This is a genomic window from uncultured Aquimarina sp., from assembly GCF_947492405.1.
In the GTDB taxonomy this organism is placed as follows: Bacteria; Bacteroidota; Bacteroidia; order Flavobacteriales; family Flavobacteriaceae; genus Aquimarina.
The window spans coordinates 75,275-95,734 of record NZ_CANLMP010000001.1; the positions used below are offsets into that span (position 1 = coordinate 75,275).

General features: G+C 31.7%; 23 protein-coding genes. 15 read left to right on the plus strand and 8 right to left on the minus strand.

The window, feature by feature from the left end:
• Nucleotides 1-227 precede the first annotated feature (227 nt).
• The 3 genes from Q0829_RS00350 to Q0829_RS00360 are packed head-to-tail and all read right to left on the minus strand — an operon-like array spanning nucleotide 228 to nucleotide 2,679.
• On the minus strand, nucleotides 228-1,103 hold the full coding sequence (locus tag Q0829_RS00350; RefSeq protein WP_298538644.1) for a TssN family type VI secretion system protein: 876 nt from the start codon (nucleotides 1,101-1,103) through the stop codon (nucleotides 228-230).
• Nucleotides 1,100-2,023, minus strand: a complete 924-nt coding sequence (locus tag Q0829_RS00355; RefSeq protein WP_298538646.1) for a hypothetical protein — start codon at nucleotides 2,021-2,023, stop codon at nucleotides 1,100-1,102. The genes Q0829_RS00350 and Q0829_RS00355 overlap by 4 nt, the downstream gene beginning before the upstream one ends.
• Before the next feature lie 32 nt (nucleotides 2,024-2,055).
• On the minus strand, nucleotides 2,056-2,679 hold the full coding sequence (locus tag Q0829_RS00360) for a C40 family peptidase (protein ID WP_298538649.1): 624 nt from the start codon (nucleotides 2,677-2,679) through the stop codon (nucleotides 2,056-2,058).
• Between the two features lie 202 nt (nucleotides 2,680-2,881).
• Between Q0829_RS00360 and Q0829_RS00365 the strand changes: the two genes are divergently transcribed.
• From Q0829_RS00365 to tssO, 5 genes are read left to right on the plus strand one after another with little or no spacing between them, the layout of a single operon-like run.
• Complete coding sequence (locus Q0829_RS00365; protein WP_298538651.1) at nucleotides 2,882-3,313, plus strand: GPW/gp25 family protein; 432 nt, start codon at nucleotides 2,882-2,884, stop codon at nucleotides 3,311-3,313.
• A gap of 8 nt (nucleotides 3,314-3,321) precedes the next feature.
• Complete coding sequence (locus Q0829_RS00370; protein WP_298538653.1) at nucleotides 3,322-5,157, plus strand: type VI secretion system baseplate subunit TssF; 1,836 nt, start codon at nucleotides 3,322-3,324, stop codon at nucleotides 5,155-5,157.
• A gap of 23 nt (nucleotides 5,158-5,180) precedes the next feature.
• Nucleotides 5,181-6,170: a PKD domain-containing protein gene (locus tag Q0829_RS00375; RefSeq protein WP_298538655.1), complete on the plus strand. Its 990-nt coding sequence runs from the start codon at nucleotides 5,181-5,183 to the stop codon at nucleotides 6,168-6,170.
• Nucleotides 6,171-6,174: 4 nt separating this feature from the next.
• A complete protein-coding gene (locus Q0829_RS00380; protein ID WP_298538657.1) occupies nucleotides 6,175-7,332 on the plus strand; it encodes a hypothetical protein in 1,158 nt (385 codons plus the stop codon).
• Nucleotides 7,333-7,359: 27 nt separating this feature from the next.
• A complete protein-coding gene (tssO, locus tag Q0829_RS00385) occupies nucleotides 7,360-7,878 on the plus strand; it encodes a type VI secretion system TssO (RefSeq protein WP_298538658.1) in 519 nt (172 codons plus the stop codon).
• A gap of 97 nt (nucleotides 7,879-7,975) precedes the next feature.
• Here the strand turns inward: tssO and Q0829_RS00390 are convergent, their stop codons facing one another.
• Complete coding sequence (locus Q0829_RS00390; protein ID WP_298538660.1) at nucleotides 7,976-9,784, minus strand: PDZ domain-containing protein; 1,809 nt, start codon at nucleotides 9,782-9,784, stop codon at nucleotides 7,976-7,978.
• 401 nt (nucleotides 9,785-10,185) lie between these two features.
• Here Q0829_RS00390 and folE point away from each other — a divergent pair, with 401 nt between their 5' ends.
• The 3 genes from folE to Q0829_RS00405 all read left to right on the plus strand — a co-directional run bounded on the left by folE (nucleotide 10,186) and on the right by Q0829_RS00405 (nucleotide 12,116).
• Nucleotides 10,186-10,884: a GTP cyclohydrolase I FolE gene (folE, locus tag Q0829_RS00395; RefSeq protein WP_298538662.1), complete on the plus strand. Its 699-nt coding sequence runs from the start codon at nucleotides 10,186-10,188 to the stop codon at nucleotides 10,882-10,884.
• Nucleotides 10,885-10,918: 34 nt separating this feature from the next.
• A complete protein-coding gene (locus Q0829_RS00400) occupies nucleotides 10,919-11,548 on the plus strand; it encodes a flavin reductase (protein ID WP_298538664.1) in 630 nt (209 codons plus the stop codon).
• A 166-nt stretch (nucleotides 11,549-11,714) separates the two neighbouring features.
• Nucleotides 11,715-12,116, plus strand: a complete 402-nt coding sequence (locus Q0829_RS00405) for a DUF2452 domain-containing protein (protein WP_298538666.1) — start codon at nucleotides 11,715-11,717, stop codon at nucleotides 12,114-12,116.
• A gap of 284 nt (nucleotides 12,117-12,400) precedes the next feature.
• Here Q0829_RS00405 and Q0829_RS00410 read toward each other — a convergent pair whose 3' ends face one another.
• Genes Q0829_RS00410 through Q0829_RS00425 form a run of 4 tightly spaced genes read right to left on the minus strand, consistent with a single transcriptional unit; the run spans nucleotide 12,401 to nucleotide 15,180 of the window.
• Nucleotides 12,401-14,041 (minus strand): DUF4932 domain-containing protein, encoded by a 1,641-nt coding sequence (locus Q0829_RS00410; protein ID WP_298538667.1) that lies wholly within the window; start codon nucleotides 14,039-14,041, stop codon nucleotides 12,401-12,403.
• Complete coding sequence (locus tag Q0829_RS00415) at nucleotides 14,038-14,349, minus strand: hypothetical protein (protein ID WP_298538670.1); 312 nt, start codon at nucleotides 14,347-14,349, stop codon at nucleotides 14,038-14,040. Before Q0829_RS00415 ends, Q0829_RS00410 begins: the two co-directional genes overlap by 4 nt.
• Nucleotides 14,333-14,845, minus strand: coding sequence for a sigma-70 family RNA polymerase sigma factor (locus tag Q0829_RS00420; RefSeq protein WP_298538672.1), 513 nt, complete (start codon nucleotides 14,843-14,845; stop codon nucleotides 14,333-14,335). The genes Q0829_RS00415 and Q0829_RS00420 overlap by 17 nt, the downstream gene beginning before the upstream one ends.
• Nucleotides 14,846-14,853: 8 nt before the next feature.
• Nucleotides 14,854-15,180, minus strand: coding sequence for a DUF6249 domain-containing protein (locus Q0829_RS00425; RefSeq protein WP_298538674.1), 327 nt, complete (start codon nucleotides 15,178-15,180; stop codon nucleotides 14,854-14,856).
• Between the two features lie 243 nt (nucleotides 15,181-15,423).
• On the opposite strand from Q0829_RS00425, the gene Q0829_RS00430 reads away from it, so the two are divergent.
• The 7 genes from Q0829_RS00430 to Q0829_RS00460 all read left to right on the plus strand — a co-directional run bounded on the left by Q0829_RS00430 (nucleotide 15,424) and on the right by Q0829_RS00460 (nucleotide 20,407).
• On the plus strand, nucleotides 15,424-15,684 hold the full coding sequence (locus Q0829_RS00430) for a DUF2452 domain-containing protein (protein ID WP_298538676.1): 261 nt from the start codon (nucleotides 15,424-15,426) through the stop codon (nucleotides 15,682-15,684).
• A 214-nt stretch (nucleotides 15,685-15,898) separates the two neighbouring features.
• Nucleotides 15,899-16,717 carry a LytTR family transcriptional regulator DNA-binding domain-containing protein gene (locus Q0829_RS00435; protein ID WP_298538678.1) on the plus strand — a complete coding sequence of 273 codons (819 nt, stop codon included), beginning with the start codon at nucleotides 15,899-15,901 and terminating at the stop codon, nucleotides 16,715-16,717.
• 93 nt (nucleotides 16,718-16,810) lie between these two features.
• Nucleotides 16,811-17,665, plus strand: a complete 855-nt coding sequence (locus Q0829_RS00440) for a cupin domain-containing protein (protein WP_298538679.1) — start codon at nucleotides 16,811-16,813, stop codon at nucleotides 17,663-17,665.
• 445 nt (nucleotides 17,666-18,110) lie between these two features.
• The gene (locus Q0829_RS00445; RefSeq protein WP_298538680.1) at nucleotides 18,111-18,965 is read left to right on the plus strand and encodes an AraC family transcriptional regulator; all 855 of its coding nucleotides are present in this window, start codon (nucleotides 18,111-18,113) and stop codon (nucleotides 18,963-18,965) included.
• A gap of 181 nt (nucleotides 18,966-19,146) precedes the next feature.
• Nucleotides 19,147-19,437 carry a hypothetical protein gene (locus Q0829_RS00450; RefSeq protein WP_298538683.1) on the plus strand — a complete coding sequence of 97 codons (291 nt, stop codon included), beginning with the start codon at nucleotides 19,147-19,149 and terminating at the stop codon, nucleotides 19,435-19,437.
• Complete coding sequence (locus tag Q0829_RS00455; protein ID WP_298538684.1) at nucleotides 19,421-19,915, plus strand: DUF1772 domain-containing protein; 495 nt, start codon at nucleotides 19,421-19,423, stop codon at nucleotides 19,913-19,915. Before Q0829_RS00450 ends, Q0829_RS00455 begins: the two co-directional genes overlap by 17 nt.
• 87 nt (nucleotides 19,916-20,002) lie before the next feature.
• Nucleotides 20,003-20,407, plus strand: a complete 405-nt coding sequence (locus Q0829_RS00460) for a DUF5367 family protein (protein ID WP_298538686.1) — start codon at nucleotides 20,003-20,005, stop codon at nucleotides 20,405-20,407.
• Nucleotides 20,408-20,460: the final 53 nt, after the last annotated feature.

Sequence of the window (20,460 nt, forward strand, 5' to 3'; positions counted from 1 at the left end):
TAATTAATAATATAATAAATGTAACTTGTACAGGGTAAAGATAATAAAATATATTTAAGGTCTTTATTGTTATATTGTTAAGTAGTATAATGACAGCTAATTAAGAAGGAAAAGGACTACACTGTTTTCAGGGAATTTGCACTTTGTCGTGAAGTTTATCTAAATAAAAAAAGATCTCAACGATTGATTTTGAGATCTTTTTTTAACAAGATTTTAACATATTGTTTTTATGCTCTCTTGCATATAATCACATCATTTTCTTTGATGTTGTTTCCTTCTATAGTTCTGGTGAAGTCTACATGAGTTTGCATGCCCATCCAGTTTGGTTTGGTGTAGAAAATCCATCCATAAGGATTGTTTTTATCATCCAGGAATTCTATTTCTCCCTCAGGGTGTCTATCGTTATAATCATTAATAAAGAAGTAGAAAAGCTTGCCGAATTCCATCTTTTCAGGAGCTTTTAATCTAAAGTTGCTCAATTCTTGGATATTTTCTCCTTTGTTAAATTCAAACGAAATAACAAGTGGATTTATAAGCTCGTCATCTTTTGGGTCTTTCATTTTCTTATCAATAGGGTAGAACCATTTCTTATATATAGGTACCGGAACTGACACTGCAAATTCATAAAGTTTTACAATCATTATTGGAACAAGAAAACAAATAGCGGATGCAGCGAATATATATTTGTATTCTGGTTTGTAAATACCAACTACAAAAAGAAATGTTATTAAACCTACAAATATGGTTACTACAGTATATAGGAACTCTGGCCAAAATTTAGTAGGATTGTCGTCTAATAGATTTGGAAAAAATTTACGCATAGCTAATACGTGTAATGAACCTAAGCATAAAAAGATAACCTGAAATCCAATAAAACTATTTAAAGGGATATCATTTAGTACTTTTTCGTTACTTAATAAAGCTGTTGCGGCAAACAATAAAAGAACTACCAGCATATATAGCAGGAATTTCTTTTTGTTTTTGACAAAAAGTTTCTTTAACCCGGCAACAACACCCATTAGTATAACGCTAACGGCTAATAGTATTATTCCCACCTTAAAAAAATCAGCATTTAATGCTGCAGATTGTAATATCAAATTCATATCATAGTTGTTAGACCCATCCTGGGACTGTTAGTCTCATGTAATACAAATGTTTCTTCTTTGCTCGAGTATGTTACATTAATTTTTGTGTCTATTTCCATAGGGATAAAATAGTCACAAAAGATAGTAATAAATTTTTTAGTAGCGCCACTCACGATATATTTATCAATATTTTTTTCGTTTACAGGGCCTATAGTGATTTCCCAACAAGGATAGGCGATAATTGTTTCTTTTAGTTCTAAAACAAGATCCACACCAAGTTGATGTTCATCTGATACTTCGTGTATGTTTTTATCTACCGTTTTGTACTTCTTTTCAATGGTAACTTTCTCACCAATAATTTTTTCCAAACTTAAAGCAGTTAGTTCAATTTCACCAGATATTTTGTGAACGTATGGCAGTAATTGCAATAATTTAATACTATAGTCTGTAGGAATGTCCGGATCTAAGTTCCAAAATTTCAAAAGAAAATCTGTCTTTAAATTGGCGAATTCATTAATTAATTTTCGTTCGCTTTTTTCTATATTGACTTTTTGGTTAAAAAATTCATTCTCCAAGGGAGAGAAAAAGGATCGAGCGTCTTTTTCTTGTTTTTTTTGTTTTTGATGTAATTCGGTAAACGAAATGTTGCTTTTAGCTTTAACAGGTTCATGGAATAATCCTTCCGGCAGTGTGTCATAAAGACTGTTTCTGGCCAAGTTAAATTGTAGCTTATCTGTATTTCCAGAATATGAATCCACTTTGAAATCAATCACATCCCGTCTGTAAGATCTAGAAAAAGTACTTTTATTAAAAATGTCAATATCCGTTAGTTCTAAATCAGAATTTTCTAAAATCTCAGTCACGAAAATTTCCGCTTTTAGATTTTGATATGTACTTATTAGCTCTTGATATACATCTTGTACCTGTTTGTCACTCATTCGTTTAGTTGGTGTAAAGAATGTTCTTTTGTTTAGTTTTCGGTAGTATTGTTGTTGAATTTAGGTTTTTTTCCTCCTGCGACAAACATTCTTTTCCAAGGTTGTTTTGTTAGGTCGCTAATTTGTACGCCATTACCACCAGAATTTCCCCTTCTAGAGGTAGAGTGTACGAATCGATTATTACCAAGATAAAATCCTACATGTGTAATTTCATTACGTTCTGATCCTTTATTATTAAAAAATATAAGATCACCTTGTTTTAGATTATGCAGTCCTTTAAACTTGTTAGTGTCTGGTGCATCGAACTGTTTTTGTGCGGTTCTTTCGATTAAATTACCATATATATCATGAAAAATATATTGAGTAAAATAAGAACAATCAATGCCCTGTTTAGTATTTCCACCAAGTTTATATGGAGCATTCATCCAATCGTCAATAAACTCAAATAAGGGAACGTTGTTTATTTTTTTAGGAGGAATTCCCAGAATAGCTCCGTATTTTTTTTGAATAGGTAGGACGGCATTTTGTTTTGCTAAGGCAATAGAATCTCTTCTAGCCTGAGCTAATGCTTCTTGTTCTGCTTTTTTAGAACCCCCACAACTCATTGCCCCAACAATGATAATAAATAAAAAGAAAGTTTTGTAAAGTGTGTTCATTTGAAAAATAAAATTTACACAAATATAAAAAACTTATGTTTATTTTCTACCCTTCATGTATTGATAACGCTAAAATAAAATGAGAAAATATAAGAATGTTATTTTTTTAGTTAGTTTATTGAATTATGAAGTGCTGATAAATAAAATGTTTACTAAATTGCATTTGCTAACGAAGTTTATTAAAGCACACAAATTATTATTTATGATTACTTCTTATTATAAGTTGCCTTTAGACACGTTTAAAATTATTAAGAATAAAGAAATTGATAATTGTGATCTTACACAATCTATTGTTGGTTATATTCATTTGATTACGACTTCATATTTTGGAGAATGTACTTTTGATGAATCATTTGGGTGTTCTATTTGGAATGTGGATTTTGATAATCTTACCAGTACAAATAAGTTACGAAATACAATTTCTGAGTCTTTAGTAGAAAGTATTGTTTCTCAAGAAAGAAGACTCAAAAAAGTAACTGTAGACGTGGTTATAAAACAAGAAGAATTTAAAAACAGAGGAAGTTTAAATAGAATTAAGAAACGTGTAGAAATAAAGGTGAATGGCATTGTTAGTAGAACTAATGAGCAATTCTCTTGCCTAGAAAGGTTTTATATAGCTCCACTTTCATTTTAAAAGGGTTTATGAGTATAGAAAATAAAGTTCAGATTAAAAACAGAATGATTAAAAAGGCTGCTTCTCTTTGGGGAGTTTCTCCTAATGAAATAGAAAGTTCTTTTGATCCTGTTGTATCTCTTCTTATTGGCGCTTGTGCATCGGAAATAGAAAAAATTTCTGGTGAAATTGATAATTCTCAGACTAGAATAACGGAGCGATTGATTCAATTAATGACTCCGGAGACTTTATATGGATCGAGACCCGCACATGGTATAGTGTATTCTGAACCAATAGAGAAGAAATCGACAATCACGCCAGAACATTTATTGTATTATAAGAAAAAAGTAAAGACAAAAAATGCGAGTACTGAACTAAAAAATATATATTTTTCTCCAATTCAGAAAAACGAATTAATTGATGCTACTATTAGTCGGATGATATGTGGGGATAAGATTTTCGAATTAGAAGGTAAGAGGAAGACGACAAGCTCTTTGTCTTTAAATAGAGGAAGTTCTTTACCGAGTTCTACTTTATATTTAGGTGTTGCATCAGAGCATGAAAAAATTGCGTTAAAGGATGTGTCCTTTTACTTTGAGTTGTTAGATGTACAAGAGAACGAACTTTTTTATCATCATCTCAAAAATGCAAGTTTCTATATAGATGGTAAGTCAGTAGAGGTTTTTCCGGGATATTATAATAGTAATGTTTCAAGACGTATAAATTTAGAATCCATATTTGATTATAAGCCAAATAAGACAAGAAATATAGAACAGCAGATAAAGAAGCTGTATAAAAAACACTTTATTTCTATAAAATCAAATATTTCATTAAGCTCCAAGGCTAAAATACCAGAAGAATTTTCTAACTTTATAAATCTAAAAGATCATGATGATTTAGGAGATTTTAGTTGGATTAAGATTGAGTTTCCAAGGATTATTAGTGATTCAGTTTTAGAAAGTGTCTATTGTACTTTTAATGCTTTTCCTGCGCTTAATAGAAAGTGGGAAAGTATTTCATATCAATTAAAGGATTATATAGATATTGTTCCAATAAGTACGCAGGAATTGTTCCTTGATATAAAATCGATTTCTAATACTTCGGGAAAGGAGTATAGGTTAAGGGAAAATGATTCCTCAACAGATGATAAAGGTACTTATGTTATTAGAAGGGATAATGTAAGTAAATTAGATTATAGAAAAGCACGAGAGTACTTGATACATTTGATTGAATTATTAAAAGATGAAAGTGCTTCTTTTTCTTTTTTTGGAAATGATTTTTTGCAATCTAATATAAACGAACTAAATCAGAATATTTCTTTATTAGAAAAGAAAGTATCTGATATGAAAAAATCATCAGAAGAGACAAATTATATTTCGGTAAAACCGTACAAGAAGAAAGATACACTTTTGGTAGAATATTGGGTGACTAATGGTGAAGATGCAAATCAAATTAAATCAGGTAATTCACTAAATATTTATCAGGGAACTGATCTTAAGCAAAAGGGAAGTATGTTCCTAACTTCTACATTTCAGGGAAAGAATAACCTGGGAATGGAAGAAAGGCTTAATGCATATCGAAGAGCTTTGTTATCTAGAAACCGAATTGTTACTAGAGAAGATGTCAAAGCACTTTGTTATGAATTATGTAGTAATAAAGTACATGAAGTAAAAGTATCTAAAGGTTTTAAAACCGATATTCATATTTCTAAAGGTCTTATTCCTTGTATAGAAGTTACGCTTTTGGTAAACCAACAAGAAAAGACTTCATCTGAAGAGTGGGATTCTTTAAAAAGTAATATTTTGTCTATTTTAGAACAGCAATCCCTGAATGTTTTTCCATATAAGATTACAATAGTAGATTAATAATATTTTGAAAACAATAAGTAATGAAAACATCAAGTAATACAACGAATTATCATATGGATAAAAGTGTAGTGTTGTTTTTTATCATAACAATACTGGTAACGGCAACGGTATTTGCCTTTAAATACGTTAATTACACTCCTTGCGAAATTATAGAATTTTCTTACAGTAAAACTGAAGCTAGAGTAGATGAGTCTATTGAGTTTGAAGATAAAACAATAGGAGCACTTGAGTGGAAATGGGATTTTGGAGATAGTACAGCAACGGATACAAGAAGAAAACTTTTTCATACCTATAAGAAGCCTGGAGAATATACGATTTCATTGATCGTTAATGGTAAATGTCCTAAAATTCAGACTATTACTATTTTAGAGAAAGAAGAGGTTTTAGATCCTTTAAAGAAAGCTAAGTTTAAAATTCTTACACCAAAAATAAGAGTTGGAGAAAAACTAAAAGTACAGGATAATACCTTAGATGCAACATCTTGGGAATGGAATTTTGAAGATGCTGTAGGTGGTAATTCTAAAGAGCAGAATCCTGAGTATGTTTATAGTACAGAGGGTAAGAAGACAATTACTTTGATCCCGAATGGAGAGCTTAAATATGCTACTAAGCAAACTATAGAAGTATTGCCTAAGAAAGTAGATCGAGTTCGAAGAGACGAGACAGTAGTCCGAGAAATATCTACTATTCCGGTGGATCCTATCGGGGATAGCTCTATTGATGTAGATCCTAAAGATGAATTTAAAGCGCCTTTTATAAATGAAAAATCATTTAAAGCTAAACTTATTCTTGTTTCAGCAAAGAAAGCAAGTGTTAATGATTTTAAGGAGTATCTATGTAGAAATCTTGACTTACCAATAATAGTGAACAGAAAGCGAACTACTTTTATTGAGTTTTGTGAGAAAATCAAAGGAAAAGGTATTAAAATAAAGGAATTAGAGTTAACCCGAGAGGATAACAATTGTATAAAGAATATTGTACTGAAATATTCTAAAACAAGCATATTTTAAAAGGATGGAATTAACGAACAAAAATCATCATCGTGTCAACTGGATTGACGGTATGAAGATCAATAAAAATCATTTTATTGAAGCGGATAATGCATTTACCAATTTTTCGCAACTAATAGGTTCTAAAGATATTAATGGAATTAATTATGGATTATTACCTGATTTAGCAGGCGACGATGCAGTGGATATGGTGTTTTCTATGGACGGTCAGGATACCATAAAAGTGCAGCTTAATAGATGTAGGGCTATAACTAAAGGTGGTTATATCATAAATATTACACCAGAAATATCTTCTTCTTTAGAACAAAAAGGAAGTATAATCAATACAGAATATAAGATCAATCGTACCGAGGAAGAGTGTTATATAGTGCTTAGTGTGGATCCTTATGGTAGAATTCCCGTTGGGGATGCAGATCCCGAAGAGGAGCCACCACGACATCCGCATGTGTTACCGGAATATAGCCTCAGTGTTATTAATATGGCAGAAGCAAATGAAGAAGAGTTTGGAAAGCATCATATTACAATTGGTAAAATAGAATTTCAAGATGGAGTAGCGTCTCTGGCAGAAGATTTTATTCCGCCTTGTGTTTCTATCCAAAGTCATCAAGATCTTAGATATATCTATACAGAAATACATACATTTTTTAATGCTATAGAGAAATATTCTATGAATATTATTCAGAAGATCTATCAAAAAAAACAGTCTAATGAGCTTGCGACTATGGTGTTAACACTAACACAGGGTACTTTGCAGTATCTAGGAGGAATGTTGCCAGAATTTAGGTTGTATGATAGACATCTTCCACCTGTTACTATGATTACAAAGCTTATGTCGCTTGCTAGGGTAATCAAAAATCATATGGATGTTTATGTGGGTACAGGAAAAGAAGAGTTGTTAAATTATTTATCAGATTGGTGTGACCTTAATCAAGGGGCGTTTGAGAATGTATTGGTAGAAATGATGGATCTGGAATATCAACATACCGATATTAATAAGGCGCTACATAATGTATCGAGTTTTACAAAATTAATGCTCTCATTATTTAAAAAATTAAATGAGCTTGATTATATTGGGAAAAAATCAGATTCTAATATATTTGTTAAGGAAGAAGTTATTGCGAAACCAGATGTTAAAAACAGACGCAGCTTCTTATTAGATTAATGTGTATTTAAATTATAATTTACAGAAATGAAACCAAAAAACAGTAAAGAAAGAAGAAATAGCGTTTTAAAATTTGCCTTACTATTTTTATTTACAGTCGCATTAATTGTTACAGCATTCTTTTTTGATTTTGATAGAGTTCCTTTTAAGGAAAATGAAGTACTACGAGAGCGTAAGGCTGTCATAGAAAAAAGGGTTAAGTTTCAAAAAGACTTTTCTAAAGGAATGTTTACAATAGAAAAATTGATAGATTCTTTGAGTAGACCTGATAAAAAAGAAGATTTATATTATATCAATAGGTCTTTAGAGTCTGAAATAGGGGATCTGAGTGAAACTATTGATCCGAAAGATACTACATACGCATATAAAATGTATGTGAATATTGTAAGTTCTTACAGGCAAATTAAAGAGATGAAAGCCTTGTTGTTAAAACAGGAGGAAGAGGTTAAAAAACTAGAAGAATATAAGACTGCATTGAGAGAAACAAGGGATCAATTAGAAAAAGCTAAAACTGATCTGGATTTATGCAGGGCATCTAGAAGATGATAGAATTTTTGGTATATAGCTAAAATGATAAATAGCTGGTAAATAAAAAAGTGTATGATTTTTTCATACACTTTTTTATTAGTAAGATTATAGCGAATTATTTAGCCTTTAACCAATTTTCTCTTTTTAGTAAAGCTTTTTTACTAGGTTTAGAGAATTGAGTAATTTCTACTTGAGGATTAACGCCGAACTTAACAAGTGCTTTTTTCTCTTTATCTAACCTTCTATAAACAATAGTTGCTTTTTTACCGGGTTTATATTTTTTTAAAACCTCATTAAATTGATCGATATCAGAAAAAGATTGATTGTCGATCGCTACAATTACATCTCCTTTTTCTAAACCGATATCATAGGCAGGAGTTCCTTTCTTTACATATTTTGATATCACTGCATTATCATCCTCATTAAATACTATTTCTACTCCTAAATAAGACTCTTTACTATTCGTTTTTGGATAGATCGCTACAGATCCTAATAGTTTTTTAAAATCAGGAGTTTGACTATCAAAAATATACTTCTCAAAGAAATCATCCGCAAAAGATTCTCCGGCATATTCTCTCAATGTAAAAAACAAATTCTCTATAGTATATGGTATTTCTGTTTTTCCATATTTGGTCCAGACCAATTTTAGATAATCATCTAAGTTTAAATCATCTTTGTCTCTTAAGGATAAATCTAATGCAAGGCCTAACATACTTCCGTATGAATAATAAGATACAAATGTATTGTCTCTATTAGTAGGATCCACAGATGTAGCTGCATCAACAAAAGGAGCTTGAAAACTCATTTCTATGGGATTGAAATATTGCAGGGCAGGAGAGTTCCATACATAATTATATGTCTTGCTCAAACTTTCTATATATTGATCCTGTGTCATAATACCGGCTCTGCAGAGAATAAGATTTGTATAATAGCTCGTAAAGCCTTCTGCAAACCATAATTCACCAGACATATTTGCTTCTTCAAAATCAAAAGGCTCTAATGAGTTAGGACGAATACGTTCTACATTCCAGGCATGAAAAAATTCATGAGCGACTGTACCAATATTTTTTTCCATTCCTCCATCTGCAAGACTTCTTGTGCTTGTTAGGACTGTAGAATTTCGATGTTCCATACCGTCACCAGAAACTTGAGGCATGTAACTAGCTAAGAATGTATATTCTCCATAATCGAAATTTGGATAATCTCCGAAAACCGCTTTTTCTTGTTCAACAATCTTTTTTATTTGTTCGAAATATTGATCTGCTTCTTCTTCGGTACCTTGATGAAGTAATGCGAGTTTTATAGTATACTCAGTTCCTCCAGAAGCTACTTTAAATTCCTTAATGGTGTGATTACTTATCTGAGCCGGACTATCCATAAGGTACTGTAGGTCAGGAGCTAAAAACTTGTTACCTCCTAAAGGAATCAGTTGTGTTGCAACTTTCCAATTAAGATCTTCTCTTACTTGATATGTAACTTGTACCGGACGATCTTTTAATGTTGGAACAAACATAAAAGTTGCTGGCATATTAAGGTGTGCGTGTGTTTCGTCTATCTGTGAGTAGGTTCCATCAGCTCTATCTGCAAACAATGTATAAGAAACATTAAGAGTTCCATCATGTCCAGATGCATCCCATTGATGAGGGTTAGGTCTTGTTACAGTGACATCCTTTCCTTTACTGTCTGTGATTTTGACATTATATACATTTTTTGCAAATTCATGTAGTGCATATCTACCAGGAGAAGTTCTACTCATTCTTAGAGAAATAGTACCACTTTCCAAATTAGTAAATACTGCTTCAATTTGAGCTTCGTGATGTACAGCATTTTTAAAAGAAATTTGGTATTCATTTCTTACCTGAGTATACCCAGCTTGAAAAACAAAAAGAAATAAAACAAAAAGAAAAAATCGAAAAGATTTCATTAATAGTAGTTTTGGTTAAAAGATTCGTGCTTTTGTAAACGGCAAAATTAAAAAATAATTAGTAACCGAAGCGTAATTAGGAAAGTTCTAAATGTTAATGGGGCCTGAAATGGTTTAAAAGAAATAAGTTTTGAAATCATAACAGAACTCAAAAATACAACAAACTCTTAATTGCACAAATATTAGTAGAGGAAATTGATTGTAACATCAGAAGAGTGTGTAAATTACTTCGTTCAGAAACAGAATATGTTAATTTTTGTTTAACTAATAGTGTAAAAAGTTAAACAATTACGTAGCTTTGATTTTGTAAGTTTATTAATCACTTTGATGATGTTAATGATTTCCTTTCTGATATTTCAATAAAAAAATCAACTACATCTTCAAAATACAATAAAAATCAAATGAAAATAGGGACAGAAACATTATTAAGATCTAATGGGTACAATTTAAAAGGTTTTTCTATTGATGATATAGGTGACGATCATATCAGTACTGGTATGGAAACTCCAATGAAGAAGAATGCTTTTGAGATGTCTGATGCAGAAAAAAAAGAGCGTATAGCCAACTTATTTGGAGAGATTATGGATGTAATGGGATTAGATTTAACAGATGATTCGCTAAAAGGAACACCTAATCGTGTAGCTAAAATGTATATTGAGGAGATTTTTTCAGGATTAAATCCTAAGAACAAACCTAAGGTAGCATTGTTTGATAATAAGTACAAATACAATCAGATGCTTGTAGAAAAGAATATTACATTTTATTCTAATTGTGAGCATCACTTTGTGCCAATAATTGGTAAAGCACACATTGCATATATTTCATCAGGCAAAGTAATTGGATTGTCAAAACTTAATCGTATTGTGCAGTATTTTGCTAAACGTCCTCAGGTGCAAGAAAGATTGACTAATCAAATAGCAATGGAGCTAAAGCAGATTTTAAAAACTGAAGATATTGCTGTTATTATAGATGCAAAACATTTATGTGTTTCTTCTAGGGGTATTAAGGATGATACTTCTGCAACAGTAACTTCGTATTATGGAGGCGTTTTCAATACAGCAGATAAAATTGCAGAACTGCAGAATTACATAAATAACTGATTTATTCATTTAAGACAAAGAGCTCTTATTAAATATGCATTATACAAAAGAACAGATAACTTCGATGGATCGTGTACAGCGACTTAAAATAATAAATGCTGTATCAGGTATTAAACCTGCAAACCTTATTGGAACGATAGCTGATGATGGAAAAACTAATGTTGCAATATTTAGTTCTGTAATTCACTTAGGAAGTGACCCTGCACTTATGGGATTTATTATGAGACCAGTTGGAGAAGTTCCTCGCCATACTTATGAAAATATTTTGCAAAATGCCCAATATACAATTAACCATGTGGACAGATCTTTTGTTAAAAACGCCCATTATACTTCTGCTAAGTTAGATCGAAATGATTCCGAGTTTGAAAAATGTGGATTGAATGAAGAATACATATCTGGATTTGATGCTCCTTTTGTTAAAGAAAGTCAACTTAAGATAGGTTTGCAATTCGTAGAGGCTATAAATATTCGTCTTAACGGTACTATTTTAATGATAGGCGAAATAAAGCATTTAATAATTCCAGAAAAGATGATTGGAGATTATTTAGATTTGGACTTAAGCATAACTAATACGGTTGGTATTTCAGGATTGAATACCTATTATGCTTTGGAAAAGATTGCAGAGTACCCTTATGCCAGAGCAGCTGAATTACCTGATTTCTAAATATAATGAATCTTACTATAGTTAAGTTGTTTTTCGATGTTGGATTATTTATTCTGATCTGGATCGTACAACTCATTGTGTATCCAAGTTTTATTTATATCCAAAGGGTAGATTTAAATGTTCTCGACAAAAACAGATTACACATAATAAAATTTCAAAAAGATAAATGATGAGCGATAAAAAACCAGATCAAGTAGTTTATAATGAAGAAGAAAATCGTTATGAGGCAGCATTAAAACCTTATGCAACAGATGTCGGTGCTCCCGTGATAACCATTCCAGATACCGTAGCTTGGAAAAATACAAATGTCCATAAGGTTAATAAACAAGTAAAAGCTAAGTATGATGAGTTAAGAGCACAGTATGATGTTTTGATTGAGAAGTTTGAGTATAATAATTTAGTTTACAATGCTAAATTTACTTTTGAACCCATAGTCGGGGAAGTGTATCATCTTTATAGAAATAGAAAAGAAGAACCATTTTTGTCTATTATAGCTCCATCCGAATGTAGTTTTGATCACTTAGGTACCTTTAGATTAAATGCGGATAAAATGTGGGAGCGTTTATAGTGTAGTACTGGTAAAAATAAGATAAGTTCGTTCTGTTAACGATTTTTTTGGGAGAAAGAATGATTATTTTCAATCATCTATGATTTAGGATAGGGACTTTTAATTAAGTTCTTTGATCTATGACTTGTATTATCTTTTGATTTTAGCTGCCTATTAGAATTTTATTCCAAAGACACCTAAAATCAAAAAATGCTCCAACCTAAAGTCTGTAGGTGTCTTAGGTTATGAAAATCTTAAAAACCCAAAATATAAGGGGAAGATAATAGTAAGTTGATATTTCATATTTAATATAGGTTAGGGCGCCATAATCTTCCATAGCTTTCAAAGTTACCCTTATCTAAGCAGACTAGATTCTTAGCTACCCAGTAATGAAAGTTATCCTTTGATGGTGAAAAGTTAAAGTTTACTATATGCTCTACTTGTTGCGCTGTATAAATACTCATCGTTTTTTTAGGATTATAAGGGTTTACCCAAGAGGTTACTAACTGTAAATCCTTAGCCTTTATCTGACGATTTGTTATTATGAAGTTTTCTTTTATTACTACTGGAAGATTTGATAGATGCTTTTGCAACATTAAATTTCCAGATGGTGTACCAAAAAGTACAATATCTGAATTACTCAAATCTTTTTTTAATGCTTCTTTATCAGTGATGAGTTGAATTTTATCAGAAAACATTTTGCGATAACTATCTACCCAGTCTATCATTTTTTGTTGTAATAGAGCGTCATCTTCTTTACTACTCACTATAAAATAGGTAGTACTATCTTTTGCAAATTCATAAGGTTTGGGGACTTCAGGAATGTTAGTGTGCCGTATTGCCTCAACTTCATTTTGTTTTTCTGTAATATAAGTTTCAGGAATTTTATTAAAAACTTCTAACAATGTTGGCATAAACTGGTCAAAATTCAAGTACTTTTCACGATTTTGAGTATAGTCATCTAATGCACCTAAAATTAAGTCTGTATATATAAATCGCCGGACTTTGAGTAATTTATAGAACAAATGTTCCGATAGCTCATTGTCGTAATAGGTCTTTGTGATTTCTACCACAGCAGCTCTTACAATATGCTCATTTACCGTTACACGCCAGTCCCAATAACCTTGTTGTTGCATCGAAGACTTTATGGGTTCATAAAGGTGTTCAGATTTTTGTACTTCAGTAATGTATTGGTCAAAAATGGGGTTGATGAAACCGTGATTGAATTCGTGAATAATCAATTCAGTTAGTCCTATACTCGGATTATAGGTTGGTAGACTTCCAGAATGCGTATTGGTTTCAATGATTGCATATAAATCTGTTTTAGTATTCCTAGTAATTGATTTTCCAAAGTTTCCATAGCCTCCTGTTAAGTTCAATAAAATGTTATACGAATTCTTTTTCTGGCCAAAGTAGGCTTCCATATTGTCTATAATGGTAAAATCTCTGAAATTGTAGGCACTATTCTGCAGTATTTGTTCGTAAAACGGTCGCTTAATGTCATTAAAAAATATCTTATAATCATTTGCTTTTGCGAAAGTAGACATCGCAGAAGCTAATTTGTTCAATTGTTTTAATCCGCCACCACGTTCGATAACGCCTTTATCAAGTCCATCCTTAAGCTGAAACTTATCATCAAGGTATAGTAAAAAAGAAATAGGGTCATCTATAGCCCAACCTTTCTGAAAGGTTTCAAATAATATTTCAGGCGCTTTGTTTGATTCGACATCTTTAAAATAACGTATACATTCTTCTTTATAAGGAATGTTACTTAAGCTCATTTTGGGGTGTCCAGCTTGTATTGCAATTATATTAAAAAGCTCTAACTTATGGTCGATAACAAAGGTGATATCGTTAACCGTTACTTGGTAAGATTGATAACTTGATGGATCTGCTAAAGCTTTTTGCGATAGCATAATAAGGGTAATGAAGATGATTCTTTTCATAGTTTATAGGTTTTAATTGATGTTATTTTATTAAATAACAGAAACATCAATGGCGTAAGGGTAATTGCGATAGCTATTGCGGATGTATTTGAATTAAGAGGTACTTTAAACACCATACAACTGATGATGAATCCTAAGTTTAGAATCAAAAAAATGTACAGCAGTTGTATCGAAGTTGTTTCTCTTTTTTTAGGACGCTCAGAAAGTTTCACTTTATTCATAATGTCTCTTACAGCAGCATCCGGAAGTTCTTTGATTTCTTCCTGTAATAAGGCTTTGTAGACGTCATTTTTAATTTTTTGTTTCATTGTATTTCTGCTTTAGTTTTATCCGTGCACGATGCAATATGACTTTAACATTAGACTTGCTTAAATTGGTTATTTGTATAATCTCCTTAATACTTTTTTCCTTTAAGTAAAATAGCGACGTAACCAGATATTCTTGTTCATTTAAGGTGCTCATCAGTTCTTTTACTTTAGACTGGGATTCGTCTTCTTCAATTGTTTCAGAGGTATCAATGACGAGCTCTGAACTATAAGATTCTGTATTTCTTTTTTGAACTATTCGCAAAGCTTCTCGGTATACAATTTTATACAACCAGGTTGAAAATTGCGCTTCTTTTCGAAACCCCTTTATGTTCTTAACAACCTGAATAAAAGCGTTTTGTACACTGTCCTTTGCATCATCTTCATTTTTTGTATGTTGCAGTGCAATGGTATAGGCAAAATCCTTATGGTTATCTATAAGCTCGTTTAAAGCTCTCCGGTCACCATTTTTAGCTCTAGTTATTAGTTCTTTTGACATAGATGGTTCTAATCATTCTTGATGACTCTATAAAAAATCAGTGAACCAATACCAAAACTTAAAAAGAGCATTGTGATATACCCAACAATCGGGATGATTACTGTGTAATGAACCAGCAGGTATCCAGATACTACACCCAATGCAAGTGCAATCGCAATGATACCTCTAGAAAGACTGTTTAAACGCATTTGTTCCAAAGCATCTTGAAAAACAATACTCTCGCCTTTTTTAATGAGTTCTATTTTCTCTTTGTGTTGGTTTTTTAAATAGTATGCTAGAACTACTGCACAAGTAATAATTGAAACCATGAAAGGGATTTGCCAAAAAGTTATCATAAATCTGTTTTTATTGTTTAGAGGATAGAAAATATGAAAAGGTTACAAATCATTAAAAAAATAAAAATTCATAGGTATTTCATTGTATCATTATATCGAGCCTGTAGCTTGAGCTTTTTTCGTAAGAAAAAATTACATCGACTTGTTTCACTTTTAATTAAACCTCAATACTCAAATATATTGAATGTTAGGCAAGTTGCTAAAGAATATGAAATCAGTTAACGTACAATACATGGTGATTAATTGGGATCTGAAAATGCAGGTGTCCTTATCGGGATGAACCAACTAAGAGCACAATATGATGTTTTTATTGAGAAGTTTGAGTATAATAATTTAGTTTACAATGCTAAATTTACTTTTGAACCCATAGTCGAGGAAGTGTATCATCTTTATAGAAATAGAAAAGAAGAACCATTTTTGTCTATTATAGCTCCATCTGAATGTAGTTTTGATCACTTAGGTACTTTTAGGTTAAATGCGGATAAAATGTGGGAGCGTTTATAGTTGTGTTATTTAATAAGGTGAAAATATATTATTGATATGTCTCTCCATATTTCATTTTAATCAAACTTTAGTATTTAGAAATTAAAATTCTGAAGGTTAAAATGTTTCAATTTAGATACATTTGTAGATGAGATAATTTTATACATTTGAGTATGAAAAAGGATAAGTTTAATCATAAAAGCAAAACTGACTTTTTCAAAATTATTTTTATGTAATGTTCAAACTCTTTTACACACCATTCCCTAGACCTAAAAAAAACTTTAAAAATATAGTTAATGTTTTTTTATTAGGTTTTACAGCTAGTTTATTCATTATACTTTTTAAACCATTTGCTATAGTCGATAACGGTATTTGGTACGTTAAATTGATTATCATCGCTATGGGAGTTATTTTTTCATTGTCTATATGCACAATGGAATTCCTTGTTCCGAATATTTTTAAAAGACTATTTCAAAAATGGACATTAGGTAAAGCTATTTTATGGTACACCTGGATGATACTTTTTGTGAGTGGTGTTATGTTTCTGGTTAAGAGTTTCTTGGCAGAGTTTAATGATTTTACTTTATTGGAATATGTAAACGTTATTGGAAGGGTTTCCGGAATAGGTTTAGTTGTTTCTTTTTTTACTTTAGGAATTGTAAGTTATTTTAATCGTCAAAAGATTACGTTACTATCATCAAAAGAAATATATAAAATTACTGCACCTAGAGTGAAGCCTATAGAGCTCAATCTTGATGAAGTTATGTATATTATGAGTGACGATAATTATGTGGATATACATATTAAGTCGAATAATAAAAGAGAGAAAATCGTATTTCGCTCTAGTCTCAAGAATATTGAAAATCAAATTGTGAATCCAATATCACCAATATGTCGTTGTCACCGCCAATATTTAATCAATACAAATTTCTTTAAAATAAAAAATAGTAAGCGAAGAAATATGTCAATTGAGCTTAAAGAATTTGAAGATGAAATTCCAGTATCTAATAAATACACCAATACTGTTTTAAGTTTATTGCAGTCTCGCCCCTAAAACCTGTTCATTCTCCACAAAGCCTAATGTTTATTGAGTTTTTAGTCTTTTGTGTTATTCATTTGTGAAGTGAAATTTTAAATCATAAATCAAATGAAAACTTCAAAAAGAATGAAAATTATTATGACTGCGCTATTTTGTGTTACATTAACAACGAACATATTTGCTCAAGGAACAAGCGTTTCTGATGTAATGCCAGAAATTACTAATAAAATCAAAACTACTTCTGAAAAAGAGGCAGAAAGCATAATAAAAGCCTATGTTAACGATTATAAAAATGATCGTCATGCTAGTGAAAAACGCATTGTAGGGATAGAAGTACCGGAAGTTAATGGGAAATGGACCATTGAAAGTACTGGTAAAAAGAAAACTGAAAAACAATGGGAGGTCCATATCAAAGATGGGTTGCCAAATATTCCAACGTACGTCTATCGGATTGAGTTAGAAACCTTAAAGGCTATTAGTGAAGGAAAGATCAATGCACTAACAGCTCAAGGCAAAGCTTTTGGTAGTGATTATACACCAATGAGTGTTCGAGAAATAAATGGGTATAAACCCACTGTGGATGACGATGGTGATTTGAATGCCTTTTCGTTTCATTTTTGGACTAAAGGTTTTCCGGAGATAATTCCATTTCATGAAAAAGCGACACGTAAAGCACATGGCTCCAATTTTACCGTGTTTTACTATGAAAAAGGATTACGTACCGCTTGGTACAGTGTCTCTCCTGGAGATAAGGTACGTAATGACCCTCGCGAACAAGCCAATCCGTTTCCCATGATGTGTGTTATGATTAAAGGAACTATTGAGGGTGAGGTTGATGGTGAGCGTATCACTGTTTCAGCAGGAAATACCATATTCATTCCTGCTAATGTAAATCATAAATGGTGGAATGATTCTGATAAACCAGCAGAAGCAATTCTTATCATGTTTGGTAAAGGAGCTTAAGTCAATTAAAGGTAAATACGACTTCATTTTAATAGATTTAAACATAAATGTAAGGGCTCATAACCCTAAAGTTACTGGTTCGAGTCCACAGTTCCCGCTACTAGTAAAAATTAGGCTCTCACAGAAATGTGAGGGCTTTTTATGCATAGGCTACAGAATATTACTTTTTTTCAATGCTTAATATTACTTGTTAAATATTAGCTTGTTTTGATGTTCTTTTAAGATTCAATTATATCACGGAACAATATTCCAAACATAAGTTCTAAAGAATGATGGATAATAAAATTTCATTAAACCACTATAGCACTTTTTTTGAAAAGTAGTATTTGAAAATTATAACTCCGAAGGTTTGAATGTTTTGTCTAGGTTTTATAGTAAACATCTTATGCTCTTTTAATTCTTAAATTATACGATCATATAATTTTCTTAACTTTATAGTCAATATATGACCAGAGATTTTATACATATAAATGACTTTGTAATTTTGGTTGAAGAGGCCAAAGCTACATCTGTGGAAGTAGACGCTTGTCGTTTTGAAGAACCACTTATTGCTGTAGCATTTTATGGCTCAGGAAATGTGGATTTAGCAGTTAATTATAACGGGAAAAGTAAAAAATTTCAGCATACCAAAGGCTTAGCTTTATCCTTTTATGCAGATGATAAAGTAGAATTCGAACATACAATTTCTTCAGATAAAGACCTTCAATGCATTGTTATAGCCACAGCCCTACAGAATATTGATAAACTACCAAATCAAGAAGGTGAAATATTTAGAGATTTACTTCAGGAGTTAGTGAATCCCAAAGATAATTATGTAGAAGGACCTAGCTTTTTTATGACACCAGAAATGGAGCGTATCGTAGACGCTATTTTCGCTAATCAGTATTCAGGAAAAACCAAGATGATGTTCTTTCGAAGTCAGATAACGGCGTTACTTTCTCACTTCTTTGGTCGGCTAGCATTAATGCACAACGAAGACTCAAAGACCGAATATCGAGACAAGCTTAATGAGGTAAAAGATATTTTAATTTCTAATCTTGAAAATCCACCTTCTCTTACCGAAATCTCTCAACAAATAGGGTTCAATACTACCAAACTCAAAAAAGAATTCAAAGCAGTTTTTGGAGTTCCTGTCTTTAAATACCTTCATAATGAACGTCTTTCTGCTGCTCACAAGCTTATAAGCGAACAGCAGACCACGGTGCAAGAGGCTGCTTGGCAGGTTGGTTATGATAGCTTAAGTTCCTTCTCAAATGCCTTTGCTAAAAAATTTGGCTACAGACCTAGCCAAATCAAGTAAAGCACTTTTCGAACAAATCATACTTCTTCTCGAATAAATGAATCGATCCAGATAGTCACACCTTTGTATCATCAAACAATAAAACTATTTGATGATGACAATACTATTATAGCTTGCAATCGCATTTTCTTTATCGCTTTTAAGTGATTCTAAAGATGTTTATAAACCTATTGAGGCAGTTATGTTACAACCTCAATCGTATGCTTTCATAAGAAGAGTCACAACTACCTCTAAAGAGAAGGCTTTTCAAATTCTAGAGAATAAATGTAACGTGTGTCATAACAAGCGCAATAGAAGACGTGTGTTCACTTTAGATAATATGAATCCATGGGTGGATGATGTCTATAAACAAGTATTCATTAAAAAAAGAATGCCAAAAGGCAAGAAAATCAAACTTACTTCACAGGAATATCAAGATTTGCTAACGTGGATATCAGCCACACAAAACAATCAAAATGGAAATCAACTTTAAAATCATCGTATTGATGCTAAGTGTCTTATTTACTGGACTTACTGCAGGATTATGTTTTACGTGGTCTAATGCTATAACACCTGGGATTGGGAGACTGGGGGACTTTGGTTTTTTGCAGTCATTTCAAGCGATGAATAGAGTCATCATTAACCGTAGCTTTTTAATTGTCTTTTTCGGTCCAACAATTCTATTATTTGTCAATGCATTTTTATATAAGAATACAAGTCAGATCTCTTTTGTGTCCTTTATGATAGCTGCCATTTTATTCTTTGCAGGTGTGGGCTTGGTGACGATTTTTAAAAATGTTCCGCTCAATGAAATATTGGATAAAACAATATTGGAAACAGCTACTAAAGTTGAACTAGCTGATTTAAGGAAAACTTTTGAACAACCTTGGAGTCGTTGGCATATGGTACGTACAGTGTGCTCTTTTGCATCTTTTACTCTATTACTAATAGGCTTGATGTACAATAAATAACAAAATCATTTAGACGCTTTCGCGAAACCTGCGCTGAGCGCATTTGAAGTAACGGAGTGAATAATAATAATCAAAAAACGAACAGTCATGAAACATTTAAGAACTATTAGTATTGGAATTATCATATGGATAATTGGAGTGAGTTTATATGCATCGTCCTATTATGTGCAATTTTTAGAAGATGCAGAACAGCAAGCCAATATATGGTTGTCAATCATTATAATCCCGCTGGTTTGGTTAGGAGCAAAATTGTATTACAGAAAAGACATTAGTGCTCATGGATTTAAGGTAGGACTGATTTTCTTTATCATATCGGCAATTTTAGATGCACTCATAACCGTACCATTTACAATATTGCCCTATGGAGGCACGTATTCAGATTTCTTCATTGATTTCGGTTTTTGGTTGATTGGACTAGAGTTTATTGTGACGGTAACCTTGTATTGGTATATCAAAGTTTATCTCAAAAGAGAATCAACTCATTATTTATAAAAGTAAAATCAAAAGATTTCCATCTTCATGGAAATGAATGTTAATATTAATCT